The sequence below is a fragment of the Streptomyces sp. NPDC004065 genome (genome assembly GCF_044903565.1).
GTDB lineage: Bacteria > Actinomycetota > Actinomycetes > Streptomycetales > Streptomycetaceae > Streptomyces.
This window is the reverse complement of the sequence record NZ_JBJDQT010000032.1, coordinates 21,016-43,949: the sequence shown is the minus strand read 5'-3', so window position 1 is coordinate 43,949 and position 22,934 is coordinate 21,016. Positions and strand designations below refer to the sequence as shown.

General features: G+C 70.1%; 21 protein-coding genes and 1 pseudogene. 15 read left to right on the top strand and 7 right to left on the bottom strand.

Annotated features, from left to right (window positions below; translation table 11 throughout):
* Nucleotides 1-89 precede the first annotated feature (89 nt).
* On the bottom strand, nucleotides 90-1,409 hold the full coding sequence (locus tag ACI2LW_RS28130) for a hypothetical protein (protein WP_404734037.1): 1,320 nt from the start codon (nucleotides 1,407-1,409) through the stop codon (nucleotides 90-92).
* The gene (locus tag ACI2LW_RS28125) at nucleotides 1,406-1,546 is read right to left on the bottom strand and encodes a hypothetical protein (protein WP_404734036.1); all 141 of its coding nucleotides are present in this window, start codon (nucleotides 1,544-1,546) and stop codon (nucleotides 1,406-1,408) included. Before ACI2LW_RS28125 ends, ACI2LW_RS28130 begins: the two co-directional genes overlap by 4 nt.
* A gap of 214 nt (nucleotides 1,547-1,760) precedes the next feature.
* Here ACI2LW_RS28125 and ACI2LW_RS28120 point away from each other — a divergent pair, with 214 nt between their 5' ends.
* The 15 genes from ACI2LW_RS28120 (at nucleotide 1,761) to ACI2LW_RS28050 (ending at nucleotide 19,226) form a co-directional block, all read left to right on the top strand.
* The gene (locus tag ACI2LW_RS28120) at nucleotides 1,761-2,468 is read left to right on the top strand and encodes a response regulator transcription factor (protein WP_404734035.1); all 708 of its coding nucleotides are present in this window, start codon (nucleotides 1,761-1,763) and stop codon (nucleotides 2,466-2,468) included.
* A gap of 1 nt (nucleotide 2,469) precedes the next feature.
* Complete coding sequence (locus tag ACI2LW_RS28115; RefSeq protein ID WP_404734034.1) at nucleotides 2,470-4,281, top strand: sensor histidine kinase; 1,812 nt, start codon at nucleotides 2,470-2,472, stop codon at nucleotides 4,279-4,281.
* Between the two features lie 480 nt (nucleotides 4,282-4,761).
* Complete coding sequence (locus ACI2LW_RS28110; RefSeq protein WP_404734033.1) at nucleotides 4,762-6,348, top strand: GMC family oxidoreductase; 1,587 nt, start codon at nucleotides 4,762-4,764, stop codon at nucleotides 6,346-6,348.
* A 39-nt stretch (nucleotides 6,349-6,387) separates the two neighbouring features.
* The gene (locus tag ACI2LW_RS28105) at nucleotides 6,388-7,431 is read left to right on the top strand and encodes a LacI family DNA-binding transcriptional regulator (protein ID WP_404734032.1); all 1,044 of its coding nucleotides are present in this window, start codon (nucleotides 6,388-6,390) and stop codon (nucleotides 7,429-7,431) included.
* Nucleotides 7,428-8,459, top strand: a complete 1,032-nt coding sequence (locus ACI2LW_RS28100; protein WP_404734031.1) for a Gfo/Idh/MocA family protein — start codon at nucleotides 7,428-7,430, stop codon at nucleotides 8,457-8,459. The genes ACI2LW_RS28105 and ACI2LW_RS28100 overlap by 4 nt, the downstream gene beginning before the upstream one ends.
* Complete coding sequence (locus tag ACI2LW_RS28095) at nucleotides 8,456-10,051, top strand: acyl CoA:acetate/3-ketoacid CoA transferase (protein WP_404734030.1); 1,596 nt, start codon at nucleotides 8,456-8,458, stop codon at nucleotides 10,049-10,051. Before ACI2LW_RS28100 ends, ACI2LW_RS28095 begins: the two co-directional genes overlap by 4 nt.
* Nucleotides 10,044-10,841, top strand: a complete 798-nt coding sequence (locus tag ACI2LW_RS28090; RefSeq protein ID WP_404734029.1) for an enoyl-CoA hydratase/isomerase family protein — start codon at nucleotides 10,044-10,046, stop codon at nucleotides 10,839-10,841. The genes ACI2LW_RS28095 and ACI2LW_RS28090 overlap by 8 nt, the downstream gene beginning before the upstream one ends.
* A gap of 19 nt (nucleotides 10,842-10,860) precedes the next feature.
* Nucleotides 10,861-12,360 carry an aldehyde dehydrogenase family protein gene (locus ACI2LW_RS28085; protein WP_404734028.1) on the top strand — a complete coding sequence of 500 codons (1,500 nt, stop codon included), beginning with the start codon at nucleotides 10,861-10,863 and terminating at the stop codon, nucleotides 12,358-12,360.
* A 3-nt stretch (nucleotides 12,361-12,363) separates the two neighbouring features.
* A complete protein-coding gene (locus tag ACI2LW_RS28080; protein ID WP_404734027.1) occupies nucleotides 12,364-13,533 on the top strand; it encodes a glycoside hydrolase family 88 protein in 1,170 nt (389 codons plus the stop codon).
* Nucleotides 13,534-13,725: 192 nt separating this feature from the next.
* A complete protein-coding gene (locus tag ACI2LW_RS28075; RefSeq protein ID WP_404734026.1) occupies nucleotides 13,726-14,991 on the top strand; it encodes an ABC transporter substrate-binding protein in 1,266 nt (421 codons plus the stop codon).
* An 85-nt stretch (nucleotides 14,992-15,076) separates the two neighbouring features.
* Nucleotides 15,077-16,135 carry a carbohydrate ABC transporter permease gene (locus ACI2LW_RS28070; RefSeq protein ID WP_404734025.1) on the top strand — a complete coding sequence of 353 codons (1,059 nt, stop codon included), beginning with the start codon at nucleotides 15,077-15,079 and terminating at the stop codon, nucleotides 16,133-16,135.
* A 1-nt stretch (nucleotide 16,136) separates the two neighbouring features.
* Nucleotides 16,137-17,051, top strand: a complete 915-nt coding sequence (locus tag ACI2LW_RS28065) for a carbohydrate ABC transporter permease (RefSeq protein WP_404734024.1) — start codon at nucleotides 16,137-16,139, stop codon at nucleotides 17,049-17,051.
* Nucleotides 17,048-17,611 carry a hypothetical protein gene (locus ACI2LW_RS28060; protein WP_404734023.1) on the top strand — a complete coding sequence of 188 codons (564 nt, stop codon included), beginning with the start codon at nucleotides 17,048-17,050 and terminating at the stop codon, nucleotides 17,609-17,611. Before ACI2LW_RS28065 ends, ACI2LW_RS28060 begins: the two co-directional genes overlap by 4 nt.
* Nucleotides 17,608-18,276 carry a bifunctional 4-hydroxy-2-oxoglutarate aldolase/2-dehydro-3-deoxy-phosphogluconate aldolase gene (locus ACI2LW_RS28055; protein ID WP_404734022.1) on the top strand — a complete coding sequence of 223 codons (669 nt, stop codon included), beginning with the start codon at nucleotides 17,608-17,610 and terminating at the stop codon, nucleotides 18,274-18,276. The genes ACI2LW_RS28060 and ACI2LW_RS28055 overlap by 4 nt, the downstream gene beginning before the upstream one ends.
* The gene (locus ACI2LW_RS28050) at nucleotides 18,273-19,226 is read left to right on the top strand and encodes a sugar kinase (RefSeq protein WP_404734021.1); all 954 of its coding nucleotides are present in this window, start codon (nucleotides 18,273-18,275) and stop codon (nucleotides 19,224-19,226) included. Before ACI2LW_RS28055 ends, ACI2LW_RS28050 begins: the two co-directional genes overlap by 4 nt.
* A gap of 98 nt (nucleotides 19,227-19,324) precedes the next feature.
* On the opposite strand, the pseudogene ACI2LW_RS28045 reads toward ACI2LW_RS28050, so the two are convergent.
* From ACI2LW_RS28045 to ACI2LW_RS28025, 5 genes and pseudogenes are all read right to left on the bottom strand, one after another.
* A pseudogene (locus ACI2LW_RS28045) lies at nucleotides 19,325-19,582 on the bottom strand (transposase); the annotation flags it as partial.
* Nucleotides 19,491-20,408 (bottom strand): MurR/RpiR family transcriptional regulator, encoded by a 918-nt coding sequence (locus ACI2LW_RS28040; protein WP_404734020.1) that lies wholly within the window; start codon nucleotides 20,406-20,408, stop codon nucleotides 19,491-19,493. The pseudogene ACI2LW_RS28045 and the gene ACI2LW_RS28040, both read right to left, overlap by 92 nt.
* A gap of 17 nt (nucleotides 20,409-20,425) precedes the next feature.
* Nucleotides 20,426-21,355 carry a phosphoglycerate dehydrogenase gene (locus ACI2LW_RS28035; protein ID WP_404734019.1) on the bottom strand — a complete coding sequence of 310 codons (930 nt, stop codon included), beginning with the start codon at nucleotides 21,353-21,355 and terminating at the stop codon, nucleotides 20,426-20,428.
* Nucleotides 21,352-21,930, bottom strand: coding sequence for a glucose-6-phosphate isomerase (locus ACI2LW_RS28030; protein ID WP_404734018.1), 579 nt, complete (start codon nucleotides 21,928-21,930; stop codon nucleotides 21,352-21,354). The genes ACI2LW_RS28035 and ACI2LW_RS28030 overlap by 4 nt, the downstream gene beginning before the upstream one ends.
* Nucleotides 21,927-22,889, bottom strand: coding sequence for a shikimate dehydrogenase family protein (locus ACI2LW_RS28025; protein ID WP_404734017.1), 963 nt, complete (start codon nucleotides 22,887-22,889; stop codon nucleotides 21,927-21,929). Before ACI2LW_RS28025 ends, ACI2LW_RS28030 begins: the two co-directional genes overlap by 4 nt.
* Between the last annotated feature and the right edge of the window lie 45 nt (nucleotides 22,890-22,934).

Genomic DNA, 22,934 nt, shown 5'->3' with positions numbered 1-22,934 from the left:
GCGATCCCGTCCCCCGTGATCTCGACCATTCCCTTGGCCATCAGGCCGGTCTTCACCGCGACCACCCGGCCGTTGGCGACCCGCAGCCCCTAGCCGCCTTCGCGGAGGGCGAGCAGTGCGGTGACCGGCACCACGAGCACGTTCCTGCGCGTCTGGGAGACGAAAGCCACCTGGACCGGCCCCGAATCGAGCCTCTTCACCTTCTCCGGGTGCGTGAACGCGACCGTCACGATCACCTGCGGCGCCTGTCCGGCTCCGCCCTCCTGCTCGGCGGCGTCGGTGCCGACGCCGGCGACCTTGCCCTCCGCCGAGGCGCCGTCAGGAAGGCGTACGGTCACCGGTTCACCGCGCTTGACGGAGCCCGCGTCGGAGACGGGCACCTGCACGGTCACGGCCTTCTCGGTCGAGGTCACCTTCAGCGGCGGTCCGGCTGCCGCGTCGCCCACCTGGGCACTGGCGCTGTCCACGCGGACCGGGCCGCTGAGCACCACCACGTCACCGGGCGCGAGCACCCCGGTGGACGGTGCCCCGATGTGGGCCTGCCAGCGTTTGATCGCCCTCACCAGCGCTTCCGTGAGAACGCCGTCGCCGCTTCTGACCTTCACCCGCGTGACCGGTTCGGAGCCTCGGCCAGCTCCCGAGCCCTGCGTTCCCGCTGTGCCGGGGGAGCGGGAGTCTCCGGTCGCCGGCTCCTGGGCGGCCGGACTCCCACCCCCCGCCTTCCCTGGCGCGGGGGAGGACGAGGGCCCGGGCGAGTGCCCTGTGGAGGCAGCGTCCTCGTCCGGCGCCGCATCCTGCCCGCCGCCCGTCGCAGGCGTCCCACTGACGACCTGCCCCGGCGAAGGCTGGCTGCCGACGTCGTATCCCAGGGCCTGCAGGTTCTCGAAGATCATTCTGACGTCCCGCCCGACCGTGTTGCGGCCGTCGAGGCGCCGGTAGAGCGGCACAGTGCCGTAGAAGACCGGTACCGGACGGTCGTCGACGCGGTAGAGCTCCTTGCCCCGGGACACCGTGGCGCCCGCGGCGGCGAGCCACGTCACCAGACCCTCACCGGCCCCTTTGACGGTGTGCGGCCGGGCATAGCCGAGCGTGCCGGGCAGGGACCGGCTCTCGGACAGATCCGTCCGCACGACCTTGACCGTGCCCGCCGACGGCTCAGCCGGGGACGTCTTCGCGCTGCCGTCCTCCCCCCACGGCGCCGCCACCGCGACCGCCGCGCCGGCCAGCACCAGCACGAGCACGATGGCGACGAGCCGAACGCGGCGCCGCCTCCTTCGGACACCGCCGGCAGTGCCGTCGGGCTCCTCGTCCGTCCCGGGCGCGGGCACGGCTTGCGAACGGGTCACCGCGAGAGAGACGGTGGGCTGGTCGTCCACCCCGACGACGGGCTCCTCATCCGGCCCCGTCACCGCGCGAACTCCGTGCCGTACGGACGCAGGACCGCTGCCTCGCCGTCGGACGGGAGGCCGCCGTCGGAGACGCGGGTACGGCCCCGCATGCAGCTCTCCACCCTCATCACGGTGGCTGGAGCGATGGGCAGGAACATACGGACGACTCCTGGAGGTGCGCGGACGATGCCGCCGCGAGCGCGAGCGCGTCAACGCTGCACGGACACCGGACGTGAGCGTTGACCCGGGCTCCGGTCCCGTTGCGGCTGCATGGCCGACGATGCCGCACCGGATTCAGAGCACCTTCACGAAGATGTATTCAGATTGTCAGGACGGCGTCCGTTTGAGGCGCGCATACCTATAGTCGCCGCCATGAGCTCACGGATCCTGGTCGCGGAAGACGACGTCAGGCAGGCCCAAGTGCTGCGGATGTACCTGGAGTCGGAGGGGCACAGCGCCGTGGTCGTGCACGACGGGCGTTCGGCGATCGACGCCGCCCGGCGGCAGCGGCCCGACCTGATCGTCCTCGACGTGATGATGCCGAAGGTCGACGGACTCGACGTGTGCCGGATCCTGCGCACGGAGTCGACCGTTCCGGTCCTGATGCTGACCGCCAGATCGAGCGAGGACGACCTGCTGCTCGGTCTCGATCTCGGTGCCGACGACTACATGACCAAGCCCTACAGTCCCCGCGAGTTGATGGCAAGGGTCCGCACCCTGCTGCGGCGGGTGGAGCGCACCGCGGCACCGGACGACGGCGTGCTGAAGGTGGGTGCGATCACCGTGGACGCGCGCCGGCACGAGGTACGGGGGGCGTCCGGGGAGATCGTCCCCTGCACCCGGGGGGAGTTCACCGTGCTGTCGGCCATGGCGGCCGAACCCGGCAGGGTGTTCACTCGCAAACAGCTCCTTGAGCGCACCCGGGGCTGGGATGTCTCCTCGACCGAACGCACCGTCGACATGTTCATATTGAACCTGCGGAAGAAGCTGGAACTGAACCCGCGCCGCCCCACCCATCTCCTCACCGTCCACGGGGTCGGCTACAAGCTGACCGCCGGGCCCGAACCTGCCGGGGACTGAGGTGCGCCGCTTCGGGGTCTCGCTGCGCACCAGCCTCCTCACCCGGCTGCTCGCCGCCTCACTGCTGGTCGCGGTGTGCTCGGTCGCCGCGACCACCTGGCTCGCCGTCACCATCACGACACGGGCGATCAGCACGGAACAGGACCGTTCGTCCAGGGCGGACGCCCGCATCTACGACGCGCTGATCGACTACGCGGCCACGCACACCGACTGGGGCGGCGTACAGGAGCTGGTGCGTGAGCTTGCGGCAGGGACGGGCAGGGCGATCACTCTCACCACCCCTTCCGCCCGTACTGTCATCGCCAGTTCGGAATCGGCCGTGCGTCTCCCGGACAAGCCGTCCGCCTCGATCGATCCGCTGCGCCTGGACCCGGTCCTGTCCGGCACAAGTGCGGTCGAGCCGATCGACCCTCGTGCGGTGGGCCCGTTCCTCCTCCAGGGTGAGGACCGGGGCAGGGCGCGGAAGGCCGTGAACAAGTTCATGGACTGCCTCGAGGAGTCGGGGATCGCCGCCGAGGCCCGGCCCCTGCCCAGTGGCCGGTTCACGATCGAGTTCAAGGGGCCCCAGGACGACGTCCGGTGGAAAGTCGTCAGTGCGTGCGACCTCGACTCGCTCAAAAAGCCCCTGCCGCTGGAGGAACTGCCACTGGCCCAGATCGCCGAGCTGGCATCGGCGTGTCTGAAACAGCAGGCCAGGCCACCCGTCGAGGTGTTCGCCGACTTCTCCTGGCGCTTCACCGGCGGTGCACCGCAGAACGCGGACCGCGCCGCACAGGAGTGCGTGAACGAAGGCCGCCGCCAGCAGCTGCGGGCCTATGTCTCGCCCCCCGTGCTGCTGTTCCTCTCCGACGGCGGCCGTCCCGGTACCACGTCCATCGAGCTCTCGGCGGCCAACACCCGCCGCATCGCCGGCGCGGCGGGCATCGTCCTCGCCGTCACCTGCGCCGTGACCGTCCTGCTGGGCATGCGGCTGGTCCGTCCGCTGCGTGCCCTGATCGCGGCGGCTCAGCGACCGGCCGACGAGGAGGTGCGAGTCCCGGTGCTGACCAAGGACGAGATCGGCCGCGTCGCCGTGGCCTTCAACGACCTCGCCGAACGCAGGGAGACACTGGAGAGGCAGCGCAGGGCCATGGTCGGTGACGTGGCCCATGAACTGCGCAGTCCGCTGACCAACATCCGCAGCTGGCTGGAGGCGGCCCAGGACGGACTGACCCCCGCGGACCAGCACCTGCTCGCGCTGCTGCGGGACGAGGCGATGCAGCTCCAGCACATCATCGACGATCTGCGCGACCTCGCCGCGGCAGAAGCGGGCAGGCTCGTCCTGCACCCCGAGCCACTTCCGGTCCGCCACATCCTGGAACAGGTGGCGGCGGCGCACCTGGGCGCCGCCGGTCCAGCCGGCGTCGGCCTGCTCATCGAGGCCGACGACGAACTGGAGGTGCACGCCGACCCGGTGCGACTGCGGCAGATCGTCAGCAACCTCGTTTCCAACGCCATCCGGCACACGTCCAGCGCAGGCCGCGTCGTCCTGCGAGCCCGTGCGGACGGTGATGAACTCGTCGTGGAGGTGGCCGATTCCGGGAGCGGAATGGATCCGGCGGACCTGCCCCATGTTTTCGACCGGTTCTGGCGGGCGGACAAGTCCCGCAGCCGGCAGACCGGGGGCAGTGGTCTGGGTCTGGCCATCACCCGCAAACTGACCGAGGCCCACGGTGGGACGGTCTCGGTGGACAGCACGCCGGGCATCGGCTCCGTGTTCACCGTCCGGCTGCCCGGAAGCCGGCCCGACCCCGGGCTCCCGGGCCATGGCTGACCGGTCTGGTCGGTCTGCTGCGAGGCGCCGGACTGCCGATGGCGATCGCCTCGGGATCTTCCCGGCCCGTCATCCGCATGTGCGGAACTGGCTATTGGATCGATCTAACCCCGATGGTCCGGTTCGCAGCCAACGGGAGGCGCCGGGCCGTCGGCGCCGCATGCGGCCAGAACCCCGCGGGTCTTGCCGGTCGATGGCCGGTTCACGTTGGCGTCCTTGCGTCGGCCTCCCGGCCGGATCGACGTGTTTTCGCAGGCCAGCACCCACTCATTGATACCGGTGGGTGCCCGCGCGGGGGTCGGACACCCGTGTGCTGTGCGGCTTGCCCGGCTCTTCCGGCTCGACGCCCGAAAGGGGCACGGCGCCGTGCGCGTAAAGTTTTTCGTACAGGCCCCTTGACGTGTCGGGAGCTCGGCATTTAGATCGCTCCAACGCAGATTTAGATCGGTCTAAAGTGCCGGTCGTAAAGGAGTGAACGTCATGGTCGACCGCTTCACCTACGTGGTCGTGGGCGCCGGGGCCGCCGGGTGCGTGGTGGCGAACCGGCTCAGCGCGAACCCGGATCACCAGGTGCTTCTCCTGGAGGCCGGACCGGCGGACCGGTCTCCGTTGATCCACATGCCGGTCGGCTTCACCAAGCTCACCAGCCCGAAGGTCAACTGGCGCTTCGAGACCGTCCCCCAGCGCCACCTCGACGGCCGCCCGATGTACTACCCACAGGGGAGGACGCTGGGCGGCAGCACCTCGATCAACGCCATGATCTACATCCGGGGCCACCGGCTGGACTACGACGAGTGGCGGGACCTGGGCAACAAGGGCTGGGGGTACCAGGACGTCCTGCCGTACTTCAGGAAGTCGGAGTCCAACGAGCGGCTCGCGGACGAGTTCCACGGCACCTCGGGGCCGATGAGCGTCGTCGAGCAGCTCATGCACAATCCCCTGACCAAGGCCTTCGTACGAGCAGGCCAGGAGATCGGCCTTCCTTACAGCCATGATTTCAACGGTGCCGAACAGGACGGTGTCGGTTACTACGACGTCACCCAGCGCAACGCCCGGCGCGAGAGCACCGCCACCGCCTTCCTGCGGCCGGCCCGACGGCGCCCCAACCTCACCGTCGTCACGGAGGCGACGGCCACCCGGGTCCTGGTGAAGCACGGCCGGGCGGTGGGCGTGAGGTACCTGCGGGGCGGGAACGAACACACCGCCTACGCCGAGGGGGAGGTGATTCTCAGCGGCGGTGCCGTCAACTCGCCCCGGCTGCTCCTGCTGTCCGGCATCGGGCCGGGCGAGGAACTGAGCCGGCTGGGCATCCCGGTGGTCCACGACCTCAGGGGCGTGGGGAAGAACCTTCAGGACCACATGGACGTCTACATCACGGCGGAGACGGCCCCGGTCAGCTACAACCAGGAGGACCGCTGGGACCGCGCCCTCAGGCACGGGCTTCAGTACCTGCTGTTCCGCACCGGCCCGGTCACCGCGTGCGTGGCGGAGGCAGGCGCGTTCCTGCGCAGCAGTAAGGAGGTGCGCTCGCCCGACATCCAGATCCACTGTCTGCCGGCGTACGTCGTCGACCACGGCCGGCAGCGCATCAAGGGCCACGGGGTCACGATCAACACCTGTCACCTCCGCCCGCGCAGCACTGGAGAGGTGACGCTGCGCTCGGCCGATCCCCTCGTCCCGCCCGCCATCGACCCCAACTTCCTCGCCGACCCGTACGACTGGGACATCTCGATGGCGGCATTCGAGAAGGGCCGCGAACTGCTGGCCACCTCCGCCTTCGCGCCGCTGATCAAACGTGAGCACATGCCCGGCGCGCAGGTGCGCACCAAGCAGGAGATCCGCGCCTACATCAAGCAGTGGTCCAAGACCGACTACCACCCCGTGGGCACCTGCAAGATGGGCGGCGACGACATGGCCGTGGTGGACACGGACCTGCGCGTGCACGGGCTCGAGGGGCTGCGTGTGATAGACGCTTCCATCATGCCGACGCTGATCAGCGGCAACACCCAGGCGCCGTCCATCATGATCGGCGAGAAGGGTGCCGCGCACATCCTGGGCGAGGCATGAAGATGAGGGCCCGCGAAGTGAACGAGAGGCGGCGGGGGAATGGGCAAGGCTAGGGTCACGCTGGCGGACGTGGCGGCGGACGCGAAGGTCTCACGTGCGACCGTGTCGCTCGTGCTGAGAGAGAGCCCCCTGGTCGCGGACTCGACCCGGGCACGTGTGCGCGCGTCGATGGACCGGCTCGGATACGTCTACCACCGCGGTGCCGCCAGCCTGCGCAGCCGCCGCTCGCACACCGTGGGACTGCTCGTCACCGACGTCTCCAACCCCTTCTTCGCCGAACTGACGGTCGGTGTGGAGGCGGCTCTCGCGGACGCGGGCATCGTCGTCCTGCTCGGCCACAACTACGAGTCGACGGCCAAGCAGGCCGACCTGACCCGGGTCATGCAGGAGTACGGAGCGGACGGGCTGCTGATCACCCCGGCGCACAACACCACCGCCGCGGATCTGAGTCCCCTGGTGACGGCCAGGGTTCCGCATCTGCTGGTCGTCCGCTATGTCGACGGTCACCCCGCCCCGTACGTGGGGGCCGACAATGTGGTGGGCGCCCGTGCCGCCACCGAGCACCTGCTGGAACACGGGGCGCGCAGGATCGCCTTCCTCGGCGGGCCCGAGCGCTCCTCGGCGCGGTACGACCGGCAGCGCGGCGTGGAGGAGGCGGTGGCCGCCAGGCGGCGCACGCTCCCGGCGAGCAGTTCGGTGCCCAGCCCCGCGACCCGGCAGGGTGGATACGACGCGGCACTCGACATGCTGCGCCGCAAGGACCGCCCCGACGCCATCGTGTGCTACAGCGACGTCGTGGCCTTCGGTGTCCTCATCGCCTGCGAGGAACTCGGGATCCGCGTCGGCGAGGACGTACGGGTCACGGGCTTCGACGACATCGCGGAGTCGGCCATGCAGCACCCGGCGCTCACCACCGTGGCCATCAGGCCTCGTGAACTGGGCGAACGTGCCGCCCAGTTGCTGATCAAGCGCATAGAGCGTCCCGACGGCCCCCCGGAGAGCCACGTCAGCGTGCCCCGGCTGGTGGTGCGCGCTTCCTGCGGCTGCCGCCCCGAAGAACACAGTGAGAAGGAGACGGTATGAACAGGCCCCTGCGGTGGGTCCTGGTCGGAGCGAGCGACATCGCCGCCACCCGGATGATTCCCGCGATGCGTGCGCTCGGCCAGGAGCCGGTGGCCGTCCTCAGCGGCAGTTCCGAGCGCGGCCGGCGATTCGCCGAGCGCCATCAGGTGCCGGTGGCGGCGGGCACGCTCGAGGAGGCCCTGTCGGTGCCGGCGGACGCGGTGTACATCAGCATCACCAACGAGCTGCACCGGGACCAGGCCGTCGCCGCTGCGGCGGCGGGCCGGCACGTGCTGTGCGAGAAGCCGCTGGCGATGACCCTGGACGATGCCGCGGACATCGTCCGCGCCGCACGCGCCGCCAAGGTGGTGCTCGGCACCAACCACCATCTGCGCGCCTCGCCGGTGATTAGATCGATCCAAAAGCTGGTGGCCGACGGAGGTATCGGCCGGCCCCTGGCAGTCCGGGTCCACCATGCCGTCGAGCTCCCCGAGCGGTTGCGCGGCTGGCGGCTGAACAACCCCACGGCCGGCGGCGGAGTCGTCTTCGACATCACCGTCCACGATGCCGACGCCCTGCGCTTCGTACTCGGCCGGGAGGTGCTCGACGTCACCGCGACCGCCGTCAACCAGGGGCTGGCCGTACCCGGTGTCGAGGACGCCGCCATGACCGTACTGCGCCTGGAGGACGACGTCCTCGCCTGTGCCCACGACGCGTTCACCGTTCCGCACGCCGGCACGGCCCTGGAAGTGCACGGCACCGGCGGCTCGGTGTTCGCCACCGACGCGATGACCCAGGACCCCGACGGCGAGGTGGTGCTCCGCCGGGGCGGCACCCGCACATCCGTCGACGTCGGCCCCCGCGACGATCTCTACATCACCGGCCTGCGGGCCTTCGCCGAAGCCGTCCACGGCGACGGCACGCCGCTGGCCACGGGCGCCGACGGATTCGCGTCCCTCGCCGTCGCCCTCGCCGTCCGCGACGCGCTGCGCACCGGCACCCGCACTCCCGTGACCCCCATGAGCATCCTGCAGGAAGAGGCGTTGTGACCCGCAAACCAGTGATCAGTGCCGCGGAGGCGGCCGCTCTCGTTCCGGACGGTGCGGTGGTGTCGGTCAGCTCCTCCAGCGGCCTCGGCTGCCCCGACACGGTCCTGCGCGCCATCGGCGAGCGATTCGGCGCGACCGGCACCCCACGGCAGCTGACCACCCTGCACCCCATCGCCGCCGGCGACATGTACGGCATCAAGGGCATCGACCACCTCGCCCAACCCGGTCTGCTGGAGCGGGTGTTCGCCGGCTCCTACCCGAGCGGGCCCTCGAGCCTCGAACCACCACTGATCCGCAAACTGATCGAGGCCGGAGAGGTACAGGCCTACAACCTGCCGTCCGGCGTGCTGTTCCAGATGCATCGCAGCGCTGCGACCGGCCAGCCGGGCGTCCTGACGACCGTCGGTCTGGACACGTTCGTCGACCCGCGCCGTGAGGGCGGCCGGATGAACGCGACCACGCCGGACTTCGTGCGGGTCGAGCAGTTCGACGGACGCGAGTGGCTGTTCTATCCGGCCATCGGCGTGGACGTGGCCGTGATCCGGGCCACCACCGCGGACGAGAACGGCAACCTCACCATGGAGGACGAGGGCTCGCCCCTCGGTGCCCTGGACCAGGCGATGGCCGCCCGGGCGAGCGGCGGCCTGGTCATAGCGCAGGTCAAGCGCATAGCCGAGGCAGGCTCACTGCCGGCGCAGCAGGTGCGCGTCCCCGGCATCCTCGTGGACCGCATCGTCGTCGACACCGAGCAGATGCAGACCACCCAGACCTTGTTCGACCCGGCCCTGGCCGGTGCGCTGCGCCGCCCGCTGACTCAGGTGGAGCCGGCCGGCTTCGGGCTGGAGAAGGTGATCGCGCGGCGCGCCGCCATGGAGCTGACCCGGGACGCCGTGGTCAACCTCGGCTTCGGAATCTCGGCCCTGGTCCCGCGGGTCCTGCTGGAGGAGGGCTGCCACAGCGATGTCACCTGGGTGATCGAGCAGGGCGCGGTCGGCGGTTTCCCGCTCACCGGCTTCGCCTTCGGGTGCGCGCAGAACCCCGAGGCGATCCTCGCGTCCGCGGACCAGTTCACGTATCTGCAGAGCGGGGCGTTCGACACCTCGATGCTGTCGTTCCTGGAGATCGACGCCCAAGGCAACGTCAACGTCTCCGCGCTGCCCGGCCGCTCCCACATCACCGCAGGCGTGGGTGGTTTCGCCGACATCACCGCCAACGCCCGCCACCTCGTCTTCAGCGGATACTTCACCGCCGGCCGCAGCGACCTCGCGATCGAGGACAGCGCCCTGCGCATCCGCCGGGACGGTGCCGCGGCGAAGTTCGTCGACGCCGTCCAGCAGGTCACCTTCAGCGGCAGACGAGCACTGGCCGAGGGACGGCGCGTCACCGTCGTGACCGAGCGGTGCGTGATGAAGCTCCTGCCCGAAGGGCTGACGGTCACCGAGATCGCCCCCGGGGCCGACGTCCAGCGGGACGTGGTGGAGCGCGCCGGCTTCCCGCTGCGGGTCAGTGACCGGCTCACCGTCATGGACGCCCGGCTGTTCCGCCCCGAGCCGATCGCGCTGGACCTGGCCGCAGGAGGCCACCATGAGTGACACCCGCACAACCCCGCCCGCAGGCGCCGTCCAGCTGGAACGTCACGGTGACACGGCCGTGATCCGTCTGGCACGACCTGAGAAGCTCAACGCGCTGACACCGGCGATGCTGGAGCGGCTGTCCGGGCACATCGAAGCCGTCCACGCCGACGAAACGATTCGCGCAGTCCTGGTCACCGCGGAAGGAGACCGCGCCTTCTGCGCAGGAGCAGACCTCGGAGCCTTCGCGGACCATGACGCGCTGGCCGTGTGGCGGCACTGGGTGCACACCGGTCATGAGGCCTTCCGCCGGCTGGCCTGCCTGCGGCAGCCGACCATCGCGGTGCTCCAGGCGGGTGCATTCGGCGGCGGCCTGGAACTGGCCCTGGCTTGCGACCTGCGCGTCGCCGCCGACACCGCGACGCTGGGCCTGCCGGAGGTCGGCATCGGCACCCTGCCCGGATGGGGCGGAACGGCACGCCTCACCGCCCTCGTCGGTCCGGCCCGGGCCAAGCGCCTGATCCTCACCGGTGACCTCGTCGACGCGCCCACGGCCCTGCAATGGGGCCTGGTTGACGAGGTCGCGCCCGCCGGCGAGGTGCAGGAGACCGCCGAGCGCCTCGCCTCCGCCATCGCCCGCCGCGGCCCCGTCGCGGTACAGCTGGCCAAACAGGTGCTCAACCACGCGACACCGTCCAGCGCCGAGGCGTTCGAGGCCCTCGCCGGGGCGCTGTCCGCCGCCACCGACGACCGCGCCGAGGGCCTGGCCGCCTTTCGTGACCGGCGCACACCCCACTTCCTCGGCCGATGAACCACTGGAGATCCCTGCCATGACCACCACCGAAGCCACCGAACCGCACTGCTATCCCCTGCTCATCGGCGGCGAGCACATCCACGCGCCCGCGCAGCGACGGTTCACCCGCACCAGCCCCGCCCACGGCCGCGTCGTCGGTGAATACGCCGAGGCGACCCCGGAAGAGGTCGACCTGGCCGTGGAAACCGCCCGCAAGGCCTTCGAGGACGGCCGCTGCCGCGACCTGCCCGGCATGGAGCGCGCCCGCCTCCTGCGGCGGGTCGCCGCGCTCGTGGAGGAACACGCCGAGGAACTGGCTCGTGTGGAGGCGCTGGAGAGCGGCAAGCCCATCGCACAGGCACGCGGCGAGGTCGCCGCCACCGCGGAGCTGTGGTACTACGCGGCCACCCTGGCCCAGCACGCCTACGGCGACTCCCACAACGCCCTCGGCAGCGACTATTTGGGCCTCGCCCTGCGCGAACCGGTCGGCGTCGTCGGCATCATCACCCCCTGGAACTTCCCCCTGCTCATCGTCAGCCAGAAGCTGCCCTTCGCGCTCGCCGTAGGGTGCACGGCGGTGGTCAAGCCGAGCCAGCTGACCCCGGGGACCACCCTCATCCTCGGTGACCTGGTGACCGAGGCCGGTATCCCGGCCGGCGTCGTCAACATCGTCACCGGCAAGGGTGGCGTGGGATCCCGGCTGAGCGAGCACCCGCTCGTGGACATGGTCAGCTTCACGGGCTCCACAGAGGTGGGCAAAAAGGTCATGATCGCCGCGGCCCGGACCCTCAAGAGGGTCGAGCTCGAACTCGGCGGCAAGAACCCCCAGGTCGTCTTCCCCGACGCCGATCTCGACGCCGCCGTCGACGCCGTGGTCTTTGGAGTGCTGTTCAACCAGGGCGAGTGCTGCAACTCCGGAAGCCGGTTGCTGGTGCACCACGACATCGCCGACGCGTTCGTCGAGCGCGTGGTGGAGCACGCCCGGCGGGTGGTGGTGGGAGACCCCCTGGACGAGACCACGAAGGTCGGCGCCATCGCCAGTGACGAACAGCTGCGGGTCATCGAACAGCTCGTCGGCGAAGGCACCGAGGCCGGCGCCCGGCTGCTGCTCGGCGGACACCGCCTGGACACTCCCACGGGCCGGTTCTACGCCCCGACCGTCTTCGACCACGTCACCGCGGACATGTCGATCGCGACGACGGAGATCTTCGGGCCAGTGCTGTCCGTGCTGCGCTTCGGTTCCCTGGACGAAGCCGTCTCGATCACCAACTCCACCCCCTACGGCCTGTCGTCGGCGGTGTGGACACGGGACGTCGACACCGCCCTGGCTTACGCACGCCGCAGCCGGGCCGGGACGGTCTGGGTCAACTGCTTCATGGACGGCTTCCCCGAACTCAGCTTCGGGGGTTACGGCGAGAGCGGCATCGGCCGCGAACTCGGACGGCACGCCATCGACGCCTTCACCGAGCTGAAGAGCGTGGTGGTGCACACCGGCCCACGGCACACCCCGTGGGTCCCCGTGGAAGGGACGCACTGAACCATGACACAAACCGCCGCACACGCCGCGAGAGGCCTGAATCCGCCGGGCGCGCTGCGCGCCGCGGCCGAACGCGCCCTCGGCGTGGCCCAGGAGAAGGTGGACCGGCTGGTCACCTCGCACAACGACTACTTCCCCCTGTACACCGAGCGCGGCCGATGGCACCACGACAAGGAGGCCTGGACCAACTGGTGCGAGGGCTTCCTCGGCGGCCAGATGTGGATCTTCGCCGAGGTCACCGGTGATCCACTGTGGCGGCGCCGCGCCGAGCACTACTCCCTGCTGGTGGAGGACCGCAAACACGACCGGAACGTGCACGACCTCGGATTCGTCTTCTGGCCCACCTGGAAGCGGTGGTACGACCTGACCGGCGACGACTCCAAGAACGACGTCGTGGTGACCGCCGGGCGCACCATGGGCCTGCGCTACAACCCGGCGGGACGGTACCTGCGGTCCTTCCTCGCCCCCGACAGCCTCTTCATCGACATCATGATGAACGTCGGCATCGTCTTCCACGCCGCACAGCACAGCGGAGACGACGCCCTCCTGGACATCGCCCACCAGCACTGCCGCACCACCCGGCGTCATCTGGTCCGTGGCGACGGAAGCACGGCGCACGAGGGCATATTCGACCTGTCGACCGGCGAGTTCCTGCGCCAGAGCACCCAGCAGGGCTGGCGCGCCGACTCCTCCTGGGCCCGCGGCCAGACCTGGGCCCTGTACGGATTCGGCACCTGTTACGCGCTCACCGGCGAGCGGGACTACCTGGACACCGCGATCGCCTGTGCCGACTACTACCTCGCGCGCACCGGTGACCGGCTCGTCCCGCCGAACGACTGGGACGAACCCTACCCCCATCTGCCCTATGAGAGTTCCGCTGCCGCGATCGCGGCCAGCGGTCTGCTCCAGCTGGCGGACCTGGTGGACGACGAGCGGTCGGCACGCTACCGCGGCCACGCGTTCGCAGCCCTGGACCGCTTGTGCCAGGAGGACTTTCTGGCATCGCACGATCCGTCCTGGCAGGGCGTGCTCAAGCGCGCCTCCTACCACGAGTCCAAGGGACTCGGTGTCGATGAGAGCGTCATGTGGGGCGACTACTTCTTCACCGAAGCGCTCCACAAGATCCTGGGCGGTCCCCTGACCGCCGCGGCCGGCGCCCGGCCGACCGCCTGATCGTTTTTTCACAGGGCCGCGGATACGTCGCCGGCCACTGCCGCAATCCGCGGTGGCCCGTCCGCTCCCCTTCGGCTCTGTTCCCCTCCCCGGGTTCCCCCCACGCACCCAGACGCCCGCTGCCGTGGCGTGCCCGCGCGCCCTCAGCCGGTGAACTCCGCACCCATCCGCACGCGCAAGGAGCTCGACGACATGAGAAGAACATCCCTCTGGCTCGCGGCGCTGACCGCCGTGACCGCCCTGACCGCCACCGCCTGCGGCGGTGGATCAGCCGCCGGCGGCCACAAGACCGACAAGGTGGAGGTCTTCTCCTGGTGGACCTCCGGATCGGAGGCCGCCGCCCTCAATGCCCTGATCGACAACTTCAAGAAGGCCAACCCCGGTGTGACGGTGCGGAACGCAGCGGTCTCCGGCGGCGGCGGATCCAACGCCCAGCAGGTCCTGCAGACCCGGCTGGTCGGCGGCAACCCGCCCGACACCTGGCAGACCCACCCGGGCAAGGCGATGGGCGAGGTCCTCGACAACGGCCTGGCCCTCGACCTCACCGACGTCTACACCGCGAACAAGTGGAACTCCTCCATGCCGAAGCCGCTCATCGACGCGATGAGCCGGAACGGCAAGGTCTACGGCGTCCTCACCGGCGTCCACCGCGGCAACGTCCTGTGGTTCAACAAGAAGGTCCTCGCCGGGGCCGGGATCAGCGTCGGCGACCACCTCAGCCGGCAGGAGTTCGACTGGGCGCTGGCCAAGCTCCGCGCCAAGGGCAGGACCCCGCTGTGCCTGGGCGACAAGGACATCTTCGCCTCCGCCGAGGTCCTGGAGAACGTCCTCGTCGGCCGTCTGGGCGCCACCGGATGGGAGCGGCTGGTCGGCGGCCGGACGCACTGGTCCGACCCCGAGGTACGCGCCGCGGTGAAGGAGTACACGGGGCTGCTCGGCCGGGTCAACAGCGACCACTCCGCCCTGACCTGGGACCAGGCCGTGAAGCGGATGGCCGACGGCGGCTGCGGCTTCAACACCATGGGCGACTGGGCATACGGCGAGCTGATCAAGAACGGCCAGCACGACGGCGAGGACTTCGGGTACGTGCCCTTCCCCGGCTCGGAGGACGTCTTCGTCACCGTCGGCGATGTCTTCGTGGCCTCGGCATCCAGCGGCAACCCCGATCTGGTGAAGAGGTGGATCGCCTCGGTCGGCAGCAAGGAGAGCCAGCTGGCCTTCAACAAGGCGAAGGGTTCCACCCCCGTACGCACCGATGTCGACGTGTCGTCACTGGGCGCCTACCAGCAGGCGGCCGCCCAGGACTTCCGGCACAAGACGCTGGTCAGCACGCTGGTCCACGGCGAAGCCACGTCACCGGGCCTCCAGCAGGCCTTCTTCGACGCCGTCAACCAGCTCAACTCGAACAACGACATCGACGCCTTCGTCAAGGCTCTCGACGGCGCCGCGCAGAAGTGACGCAGCGTCAGAGCAGCGGGGTGTCCTCGGCCCACCCGGCCGAGGACACCCGACCACCGAACCACCAGCGACAGAAGAGTCCACCATGACCCACACGAGCACGGTCCCGGCACCTCAGCCAGTCCGCACCGGCCGCCTCACGAGCCACGGGCGCTGGGCCCGGCTGCGCCGCACCTGGCTCGGCCCCGCGCTCGTCGCGCCGAGCTTCATCCTGCTGGCCGTCTTCGTCTACGGCTTCATCGGCTTCACCGTCTTCATCTCCCTGACCCAGCGGTGGAACCCCTTCAACCGCGACACCACCCTGCGCGCAGACACTCTGGGCAACTACGCGGACCTGTTCTCCACCCCCCGCTTCCAGGCGGACCTGCGCAACACCGTCGTCTTCACCCTGCTGTTCCTCATCGCCTCGGTCGCCCTCGGGCTCGTCCTGGCCATCCTGGTGCACCACGTCGTCATCGGCCGGGCCTTCTTCCGCAGCGTCTTTCTGTTCCCCTACGCCCTGTCCTTCATCGTCACCGGTGTGGTCTGGCGGTGGATCTTCACCCCGCAGACCGGGGCCAACCTGCTGCTCAGGGCGAGCGGCGCCTCCGACGCCTACGCCTCCATGACCGGAAGGCCGCTGCAGCCCGACTGGATCACCGACCACCGCGTCGTCGGCGAACTCAACGGCGTACTGGAGTCGATCATCCCGGGAGGCACCTATCTGCACACTCACGTGGGCATACCCCTGGCCCTCATTCCCGTCGTGATCGCCGCCGCATGGCAACTCGGCGGGTTCGCCATGGCCATGTACCTCGCAGGCCTGGCCGCCATCCCCGACGAGGTCAGGGAGGCAGCCCTGATGGACGGCGCCGGCCCCCTCCAGACCTACCGCAAGGTGATCCTGCCGATGCTGCGGCCGGTCACCCTGACCACCGTGGTCATCCTCGGGCACGTCAGCCTCAAGATCTTCGACCTGGTGTACGCGATGGCCGGAAGCGGAGTCGGCTTCAGTACCGACGTCCCCGGCATCTTCGTCTACGAGCAGATGTTCCGCGCGCTGCACTACAACGCCGGCGCCGCGGCGAGCATCGTGATGCTGCTGCTGGTCTGCGCGGTCGTCGTGCCTTATCTCGCCCGCACCTACGCCCGAGAGGACTCCTGACATGGGCGCCGTCACCCGACTCCCGGCCCCCGTCGCGGCCGGATCGCCCGGCACCTCGACACCTGCGGCGCCCGGCGGCCGGCCACGGTCCCGGCGCCTGCCCCGCACCCGCGGCCAGTGGGCCGCCGTCGCGGCCCTGACCGTGTGCACGCTGATGTTTCTGCTGCCGGTCTACGTGATGGTCTCCGCCGGCCTGAAGTCCCCCGCGCAGGCCGACGTTTCCACCATGTGGCACCTGCCGTCCCCGCTCAGCCTCGACGGCTACCGCGAGGCATGGTCCCGGCTGTCCGGCAACTTCGCCAACAGCCTGCTGATGGTGGTGCCCGCAACCGTCATCTCCTCGCTGGTCGGCGCCCTCAACGGGTTCGTCCTTTCCAAGGTGCGTTTCCCGAAGGCCAACCTGGTCTTCACCCTCATGCTCCTGGGCATGTTCATCCCCTACCAGGCCGTGCTCATCCCGCTGGTGACGTTCCTGCAGCAGATCGGCCTCTACGGCACCATCCCCGGCCTGGTGCTCGTCCATGTCGTCTACGGCATCCCCATCGCCACCCTCATCTTCCGCAACTACTACGCCGCGGTGCCGCAGGCCATCGTCGAGGCGGCAGCCATCGACGGGGCGGGCGTGCTGCAGACGTTCTGGCGGGTGATGCTGCCGTTGTCGCTGCCCGGGTTCGTCGTCGCCGGAATCTTCCAGTTCACCAACATCTGGAACGACTTCATCTTCGGCATCGTCGTCGTACCCGACCCGGCAAGCCAGCCGGTGACCGTGGCGCTGAACAACCTCTCCGGCACCCAGTCCGTGAACTGGAACGTCGTCATGGCCGGCGCGGTCATCGCAGCCGTCCCGACCGCTCTGATCTACCTGCTGCTCGGCAAGTACTTCATCCGCGGCCTGACGGCCGGATCGGTCAAATGAGCGCCGCCGGCCTGTGGTCCCCTTCTTCCCCCTCGGTCGTCACCGCCGATGTGGGCCCGGTCGTGGACTGCGACGTACTCACCCGCCAGGGCCTGCACCCCTACGCCCTGGCGTTGGGCGTCGACCGGGGTGAGGGCGGCGCCTGTGTGCGCTGCCGCACCTGCGACGGCTTCCCCTGCCTGGCGGCCAAGAGCGACACGGAGACCTGCGGCGTGCGCCCGGCCCTTACCGGAGGCCGCGTACGGCTGCTGACCGGGACACGCGTGGTACGCCTGGACACGGATCCCGCCGGGCGCACGGTGGTGGCGCAGGCCCGGCGTGGCGGCGCCGGTCTCGAACCGCGCGCGGGCACCCTCGTCCTCCTGGGCGACATCCGGTTGCCGGGCGAACCGCAGGCGGCCAGGCTCAAGGCCGTCCGGCCGCGGCTGCCCCGTCCGCCCCTGCGCTCCATGACCGCACACAGCGTGGAGTGGTGGGTGATGTCGGAGGACCTGTCCGACCCCCTGACCATCGCCGCACAGGCGATCCGTGTGGCCCGTGGAGGAAGGGTGCTGCCATGAGCGAGATCCTGGACGAGCTGGCCCGGCGCCGCGTCGTGGCCGTGCTGCGCGCGGCCGACGCCGGCCGCTTTCCGGCCACCGCGCGTGCCCTGGCGGCCGGCGGCATCACCTGCGTCGAGGTGACGATGACGTCCCGGGGCGCCCTGGAGAGCGTGCCTGCCCTGCGCGCACAGGGACTCACCGTGGGCGTCGGCAGCGTCACCTCACCCGCCCAGGCGGCGGACGCCTGCGCGGCGGGTGCCGCGTTCGTCGTCACCCCCGCACGGATCGAGGGCGTTGCCCGCCGCTGCGCCCGGCGCGGCGTCCCCGTGGTGATGGGCTGCCTGACCCCGTCGGAAATGTTCGCGGCCGTGCGGGAGGGCGCGGCGGCCGTCAAGGTGTTCCCGGCAGCGGCCTTCGGACCGGGCTATCTGCGGCACATACGGGCACCGCTGCCGCACCTGCGGCTGATGCCGACCGGCGGCATCACCGTCGCCACGGCCGCCGACTATCTGCGGGCCGGCGCCTTCGCCGTCGGACTCGGCACCCCGCTCGTCGGCGACGCCGACACCCCGCTCGACGAGATCACCGGGCGGGCCGAGCTGCTCGTCGGCTCCTGCACCGAGCCGGAGCATCCCGCACTGCCCGGCCGACCCAGTCATCCGGATGAAAGCAGACACACATGAGCAACCGCCCACTGGTCACGCTGGGAGAGACGATGGGGCTCCTCACCACGACCGGCGAAGGCCCCCTGCGCCACCAGCGAACCCTGGAACTGGGAACCGGCGGAGCCGAGTCCAATGTCGCCATAGGAGCGGTCCGGCTGGGAGTCCCGGCCGTGTGGATCGGACGCGTGGGCGACGACGAGATCGGCAAGCTCGTCCTGGCGAGCCTGCGGGCGGAAGGCGTCGACACCAGCGCCGTCCACCTGGACGCCGAGGCACCCACCGGCCTGATGCTGAAGGTCCGCAGGACCCTCGTCGACCGGCGCGTCACCTATTACCGGCGCGGCAGCGCCGGGTCGCGTCTGTCGCCCGGGGACGTGCCGGAGTCCCTCGTCCAGGGTGCGGCGTTGCTGCACGTCACCGGCATCACCCCGGCCCTGTCGGCGTCAGCGCGCGACGCCGTCGAGCACGCGGTCGCACTCGCGCGTGAGAGTGGAGTACCCGTCTCACTCGACGTCAACTACCGTGCCGCGCTGTGGCCCCGGCACGAGGCGCGTTCCTGCCTTGCCGGACTCGCCCGGCAGGCCGATGTGCTCTTCGCCGGGGAGGACGAAGCGGCTCTGCTGGGCGCATCCGGCGACCATGTCGCCCTGGCCGTTCACCTGTCCGCGCTCGGACCCGCCGAAGTGGTGATCAAGCGCGGCGCGTCCGGCGCCTACGCCCTCGCGGCAGGCAACGTCCACGAGACGGCCGCGATACCGACCACCGTCAGCGATCCGGTCGGAGCCGGCGACGCCTTCGTGGCCGGGTACCTCGCCGAGCGCATCGCAGGCGTCCCGGTGCCGCAAAGCCTGCGCACCGCGGCGATCTGCGGAGCCGCCGCCTGTGCAGTACGCGGCGACTGGGAGGGTGCCCCCGAACGCGCCGAGCTCGACCGCCTCGCCCGCACCGACACGGAGGTCCAGCGATGAGCCCACCCGCAGCGACCTGCACACTGCTCATGCCTGGTCCGGGGGTGGACGGCGAGGTCACCCCCTGCACCAACGCCGGCGCGGGCACCCTTCTCCCGGTGCCCCACCTCCGCGGGCACCCCGGCCTTCGACGGGCGCCCGTCGAACGGATCCGCCCACTCGGCGGGCAGGAGCAACCTCCAGTTCACAGGGACGGAAGCGGCATCGGTGACCGCATGCGGACTCACTCCCACCACCGAGGGCCCCGCTCCCTGCGGCGCATCGTCAGCCGTCCTGATGAGGCTGCTCGATGGATCGAGAGTGCCGGATGCCCGCCTCGTACGTCTCCTTGAGGTGCTGCAGCGTGGCGTCGACATGGCGTGCGGCGTAGGTGGCATAGAGGATGTCGATGAGGAGGAGCTGGCCCCACTTGGAGGTGACGGACTCCCCGTACAGACCCGTTCCCGAGATGTTGGAGGTGAACAGGGCGATGTCGCTGAGCTTGGCGACGGGGCTGTCCTGGGCAGACGTGATCCCGATGGAGGCCGCGCCCGTACGCCGGGCCAGCCGGACCGCGTCGACGACCGAGGCCGTCTGTCCGGAGTCGCTGATGCAGATGAGGACGTCCTGGGGGGTGAGGATGGTGGCGAGCATGACTTGCAGGCTCTGGTCCCGGTAGAGCAGACATTTCTTGCCGGCTCGAGTGAAGCGCATGACGCCTTCTTCGGCGGCGATACTGGAGGATCCCATGCAGCAGAAGACGACCGAGGCGGCGTCGTTCAGCAGGTCGACGGCCTGGCTGATGGCGTCGCTGCTGACCCGCTCAGCGGTCTGGGTAAGGGCCTGCCGACTGCTCCGTTCAATCTTTCCCACGATGGCGGGGGCGGTGTCGCCGCGGAGGATGCCTTCGTAGACGAACTCCTCGTCCCGGTCCTCGCCGGTGGACCGGGACGCGAAGGTTGCTTCGGCGAGGCCGAGCCGGAGGGAGTGGAAGCTGTCCATTCCCAGTTCGCGGGCGAACCGGGACACCGTCGACTCGGCCACCTGGCAGCGTGAGGCGAGCTGCGAGATGGTCATCGACTGGGCCTGCTGGGGGTGGGCCAGCAGGTACTCTCCGATCTGCCGCAGGGCGGCCGGAAAGTAGGGCATCTTGCTGGTGATGAGGCGCAGCACGTTGCCGGCCTCATCTGCCGGGACAGCCATGACTTCTCCGTGGTCTCTCAGGGTCGGGCGGACAGCACCCGCAACAGATTCTCCACGGCCGCGCGGGTTGCGCGTACTACGCTCTCCTTTGTGTACCCGCCGATGTGCGGAGTCATGATCATGCGCGGGTGCCGGTGGAGCTCCCGCGGACCGGGGGGTTCTTGATCGAAGACGTCCGTGGCATAGCCGGCGAGCGTGCCGTCGTTCAGCGCGTCCTGCACGGCGTCGTCGTCGACCAGAGCCGATCTGGCGGTGTTGACCAGGTAGGCACCCGGTTTCATGGCCGTCAGAGCCTCCTTGTCGATCAGCGGACGCGCGGTCGGCGGGCAGTGCAGCGTCACCACGTCGGCCTGGGCCAGGAGATTGGCCAGGCTTGTGAACGAGAAGTCCCCGGCCGGTGCGAACGAGGGATCGGGCACCGCGTCGAAGGCCCGGACCGACATGCCCAGGCCCAGGCCGAGCCGGGCGACCTGGCGGCCGATCCGGCCGCACCCGATCACGCCCAGGGTCCGTCCGGCCACCTCTCTGCCCTCCAGCCGCTGCCACCGGCCGGCCTTGAGCGCCGCGTCCTGCGCCGGTACCTGGCGTAGTCCGGCGAGCATCAGCGTGACGGCGAGCTCGGCGACCCCCTGCGCGTTGGCGCCGGCCGCGGTCTCGACCGCTATCCCGAATTCGGCCGCGGCGTCCAGGTCGATGGCGTCGGTGCCGACCCCGTTGCGGCTGATGACCTTCAGCCCGCGCGCTGCGGACAGCACCTCCCGGCCGATCGGCTCGACGCCCGCCAGGTAACCGACGCAGGTGGGCAGGAACCGTAGCTGCTCGTCGCGGGTGGGCTGGCGCCCCGGGGCGGGGAAGAGGACCTCGTAACCTGCCGCCTCGAGGGCGGCCAGCGCGAAGTGGCCGCCCTGGGAGAGCGCGCGGGGTGTCACCGCGATCCTGCCGGTCACTGGGCCCACCTGGGGTTGTCCACCACCGCCGGGACACCGTCGCGCTCGACGACGATCTTGCGGAATCCCTTGGTCTCGATGGTGCCGTAGTCGTGGCCGGCGTGGCCGGGAAAGGCGAAGAAGGTGATGAGCTGCTCGTCCGCGGAGGTGTTGATGCTGCGATGGGCGTACCGGCCGGGCACGTAGACGGCCTTGCCGGGGGTCAGCTCTTCCCATTGCACATCGCCCTCGGGGTTCTCCATCATCATGATCCCGCGGCCGCGCAGGCAGTAGTAGATCTCCGCGGTGTCGAGCACGGAGTGGAAGTGGCCCTTGGTCATGAAGTACTCGTCACCGACCTTGCCGGGGTAGACGATGCTGGTGCCATAGGCGACTTCACCGGAGCTCTCCGGGACCCCGGCGTCGAAGAACTCGTAGACGAGGACGTCGCCGCCTTCGCCGAGCCGCTTGGCGGCCTCCTGGTCGGCGTACATGTCCGCCATCGCCGAGATCGTGCGGCGCAGGGGCGTCTTGGTCTCGGACAGTCCGTCGACCAGGCTGAAGTCGGTGACGATCGCGGGCCGGGTGGTGTTCATGCGTTCTCCTGGGAGGCGTCGCGGGCGATACGGGACAGCCGCTCGAAGGCGGGTCCGTGGGTGGGGATGTCGATGTGGAAGACCTCGGCGATGACCCGGGTCCAGCCGTGGATGAAGTACAGCCAGCCGTCGACGACGCGGACGCCGCGGGACTGCCGCTGGGCGCGGGCCTGGTCGAGGAAGACCAGTTCCCCGCGGTAGTTGAAGTCCCAGGCGAGGGAGTCACGCGGGAAGACGGCGGCGTCCGTCAGCGGCGATCCGGGCCGGTCCTTGCCCAGGCCGGTCGCGTTGACCACGACCGACTTCGGTTGCAGGGCGCGCAGTTGTTCGTCGTTGCGTTCCGGCTCGGGCGCCAGGTGGTACTCGATGGGCAGCGTGCAGCCCAGGCGCTCGTGCACGTCGCGCATCTCCCTGAGCCGGGCCTCGCGGCGGTTGGTGACGATGATGCGGGACGGCACGTCGCGGCCGGCCCGTGCGCGGTTGTGCAGGTACAGGGTGAGGGCCAGTGAGGAACCGCCGGCGCCCAGCAGGAGCAGCTCGGCGCCGGTGGCGGACCAGTAGCTGTCGGGCACGAGGGCCTCAAGGGACAGACCGCTGGTGAGCGGGTCCATGGCGTGGCCCCACAGCTGCTGCCCGCGCTTGGAGATGCTGCTGACCTCCTCCAGCAGCCGGGTTTCCTCGCCGACCCCGTCGAACAGGTCGCGGGTGGCCTTGAAGAGATTGAGCTTGTGGGTGGTGACCAGCGCGCCGAGGGACTGCGGGTCCTTCTTGATGAAGGCGACGACCTCGCGGTAGTGCTCCGGGGTGTCGTCCAGCGGCAGGTCGATGCCTTCGATGACGGCGTCCAGGTTCAGTTCGCGGGCCCAGGCCGGGAACACCTTCATGATGGACGACTTGGTGGTGGTGACGCCGACGAAGTACATCGTCGGGCGGGCTGCGGGTGCGTGACGACCCGTCATGGGGTTTTCCTCCATGGGTGTGCTGCGGGGGGCGGGGCCGGGCGG

Excerpts from the sequence above, each read along its gene's own strand:
- ACI2LW_RS28125 (WP_404734036.1), bottom strand. The coding sequence starts at position 1,546 with ATGTTCCTGCCCATCGCTCCAGCCACCGTGATGAGGGTGGAGAGCTGC.
- ACI2LW_RS28120 (WP_404734035.1), top strand. The coding sequence starts at position 1,761 with ATGAGCTCACGGATCCTGGTCGCGGAAGACGACGTCAGGCAGGCCCAA.
- ACI2LW_RS28110 (WP_404734033.1), top strand. The coding sequence starts at position 4,762 with ATGGTCGACCGCTTCACCTACGTGGTCGTGGGCGCCGGGGCCGCCGGG.
- ACI2LW_RS28105 (WP_404734032.1), top strand. The coding sequence starts at position 6,388 with ATGGGCAAGGCTAGGGTCACGCTGGCGGACGTGGCGGCGGACGCGAAG.
- ACI2LW_RS28100 (WP_404734031.1), top strand. The coding sequence starts at position 7,428 with ATGAACAGGCCCCTGCGGTGGGTCCTGGTCGGAGCGAGCGACATCGCC.
- ACI2LW_RS28090 (WP_404734029.1), top strand. The coding sequence starts at position 10,044 with ATGAGTGACACCCGCACAACCCCGCCCGCAGGCGCCGTCCAGCTGGAA.
- ACI2LW_RS28085 (WP_404734028.1), top strand. The coding sequence starts at position 10,861 with ATGACCACCACCGAAGCCACCGAACCGCACTGCTATCCCCTGCTCATC.
- ACI2LW_RS28080 (WP_404734027.1), top strand. The coding sequence starts at position 12,364 with ATGACACAAACCGCCGCACACGCCGCGAGAGGCCTGAATCCGCCGGGC.
- ACI2LW_RS28075 (WP_404734026.1), top strand. The coding sequence starts at position 13,726 with ATGAGAAGAACATCCCTCTGGCTCGCGGCGCTGACCGCCGTGACCGCC.
- ACI2LW_RS28070 (WP_404734025.1), top strand. The coding sequence starts at position 15,077 with ATGACCCACACGAGCACGGTCCCGGCACCTCAGCCAGTCCGCACCGGC.
- ACI2LW_RS28065 (WP_404734024.1), top strand. The coding sequence starts at position 16,137 with ATGGGCGCCGTCACCCGACTCCCGGCCCCCGTCGCGGCCGGATCGCCC.
- ACI2LW_RS28060 (WP_404734023.1), top strand. The coding sequence starts at position 17,048 with ATGAGCGCCGCCGGCCTGTGGTCCCCTTCTTCCCCCTCGGTCGTCACC.
- ACI2LW_RS28055 (WP_404734022.1), top strand. The coding sequence starts at position 17,608 with ATGAGCGAGATCCTGGACGAGCTGGCCCGGCGCCGCGTCGTGGCCGTG.
- ACI2LW_RS28050 (WP_404734021.1), top strand. The coding sequence starts at position 18,273 with ATGAGCAACCGCCCACTGGTCACGCTGGGAGAGACGATGGGGCTCCTC.
- ACI2LW_RS28040 (WP_404734020.1), bottom strand. The coding sequence starts at position 20,408 with ATGGCTGTCCCGGCAGATGAGGCCGGCAACGTGCTGCGCCTCATCACC.
- ACI2LW_RS28030 (WP_404734018.1), bottom strand. The coding sequence starts at position 21,930 with ATGAACACCACCCGGCCCGCGATCGTCACCGACTTCAGCCTGGTCGAC.
- ACI2LW_RS28025 (WP_404734017.1), bottom strand. The coding sequence starts at position 22,889 with ATGACGGGTCGTCACGCACCCGCAGCCCGCCCGACGATGTACTTCGTC.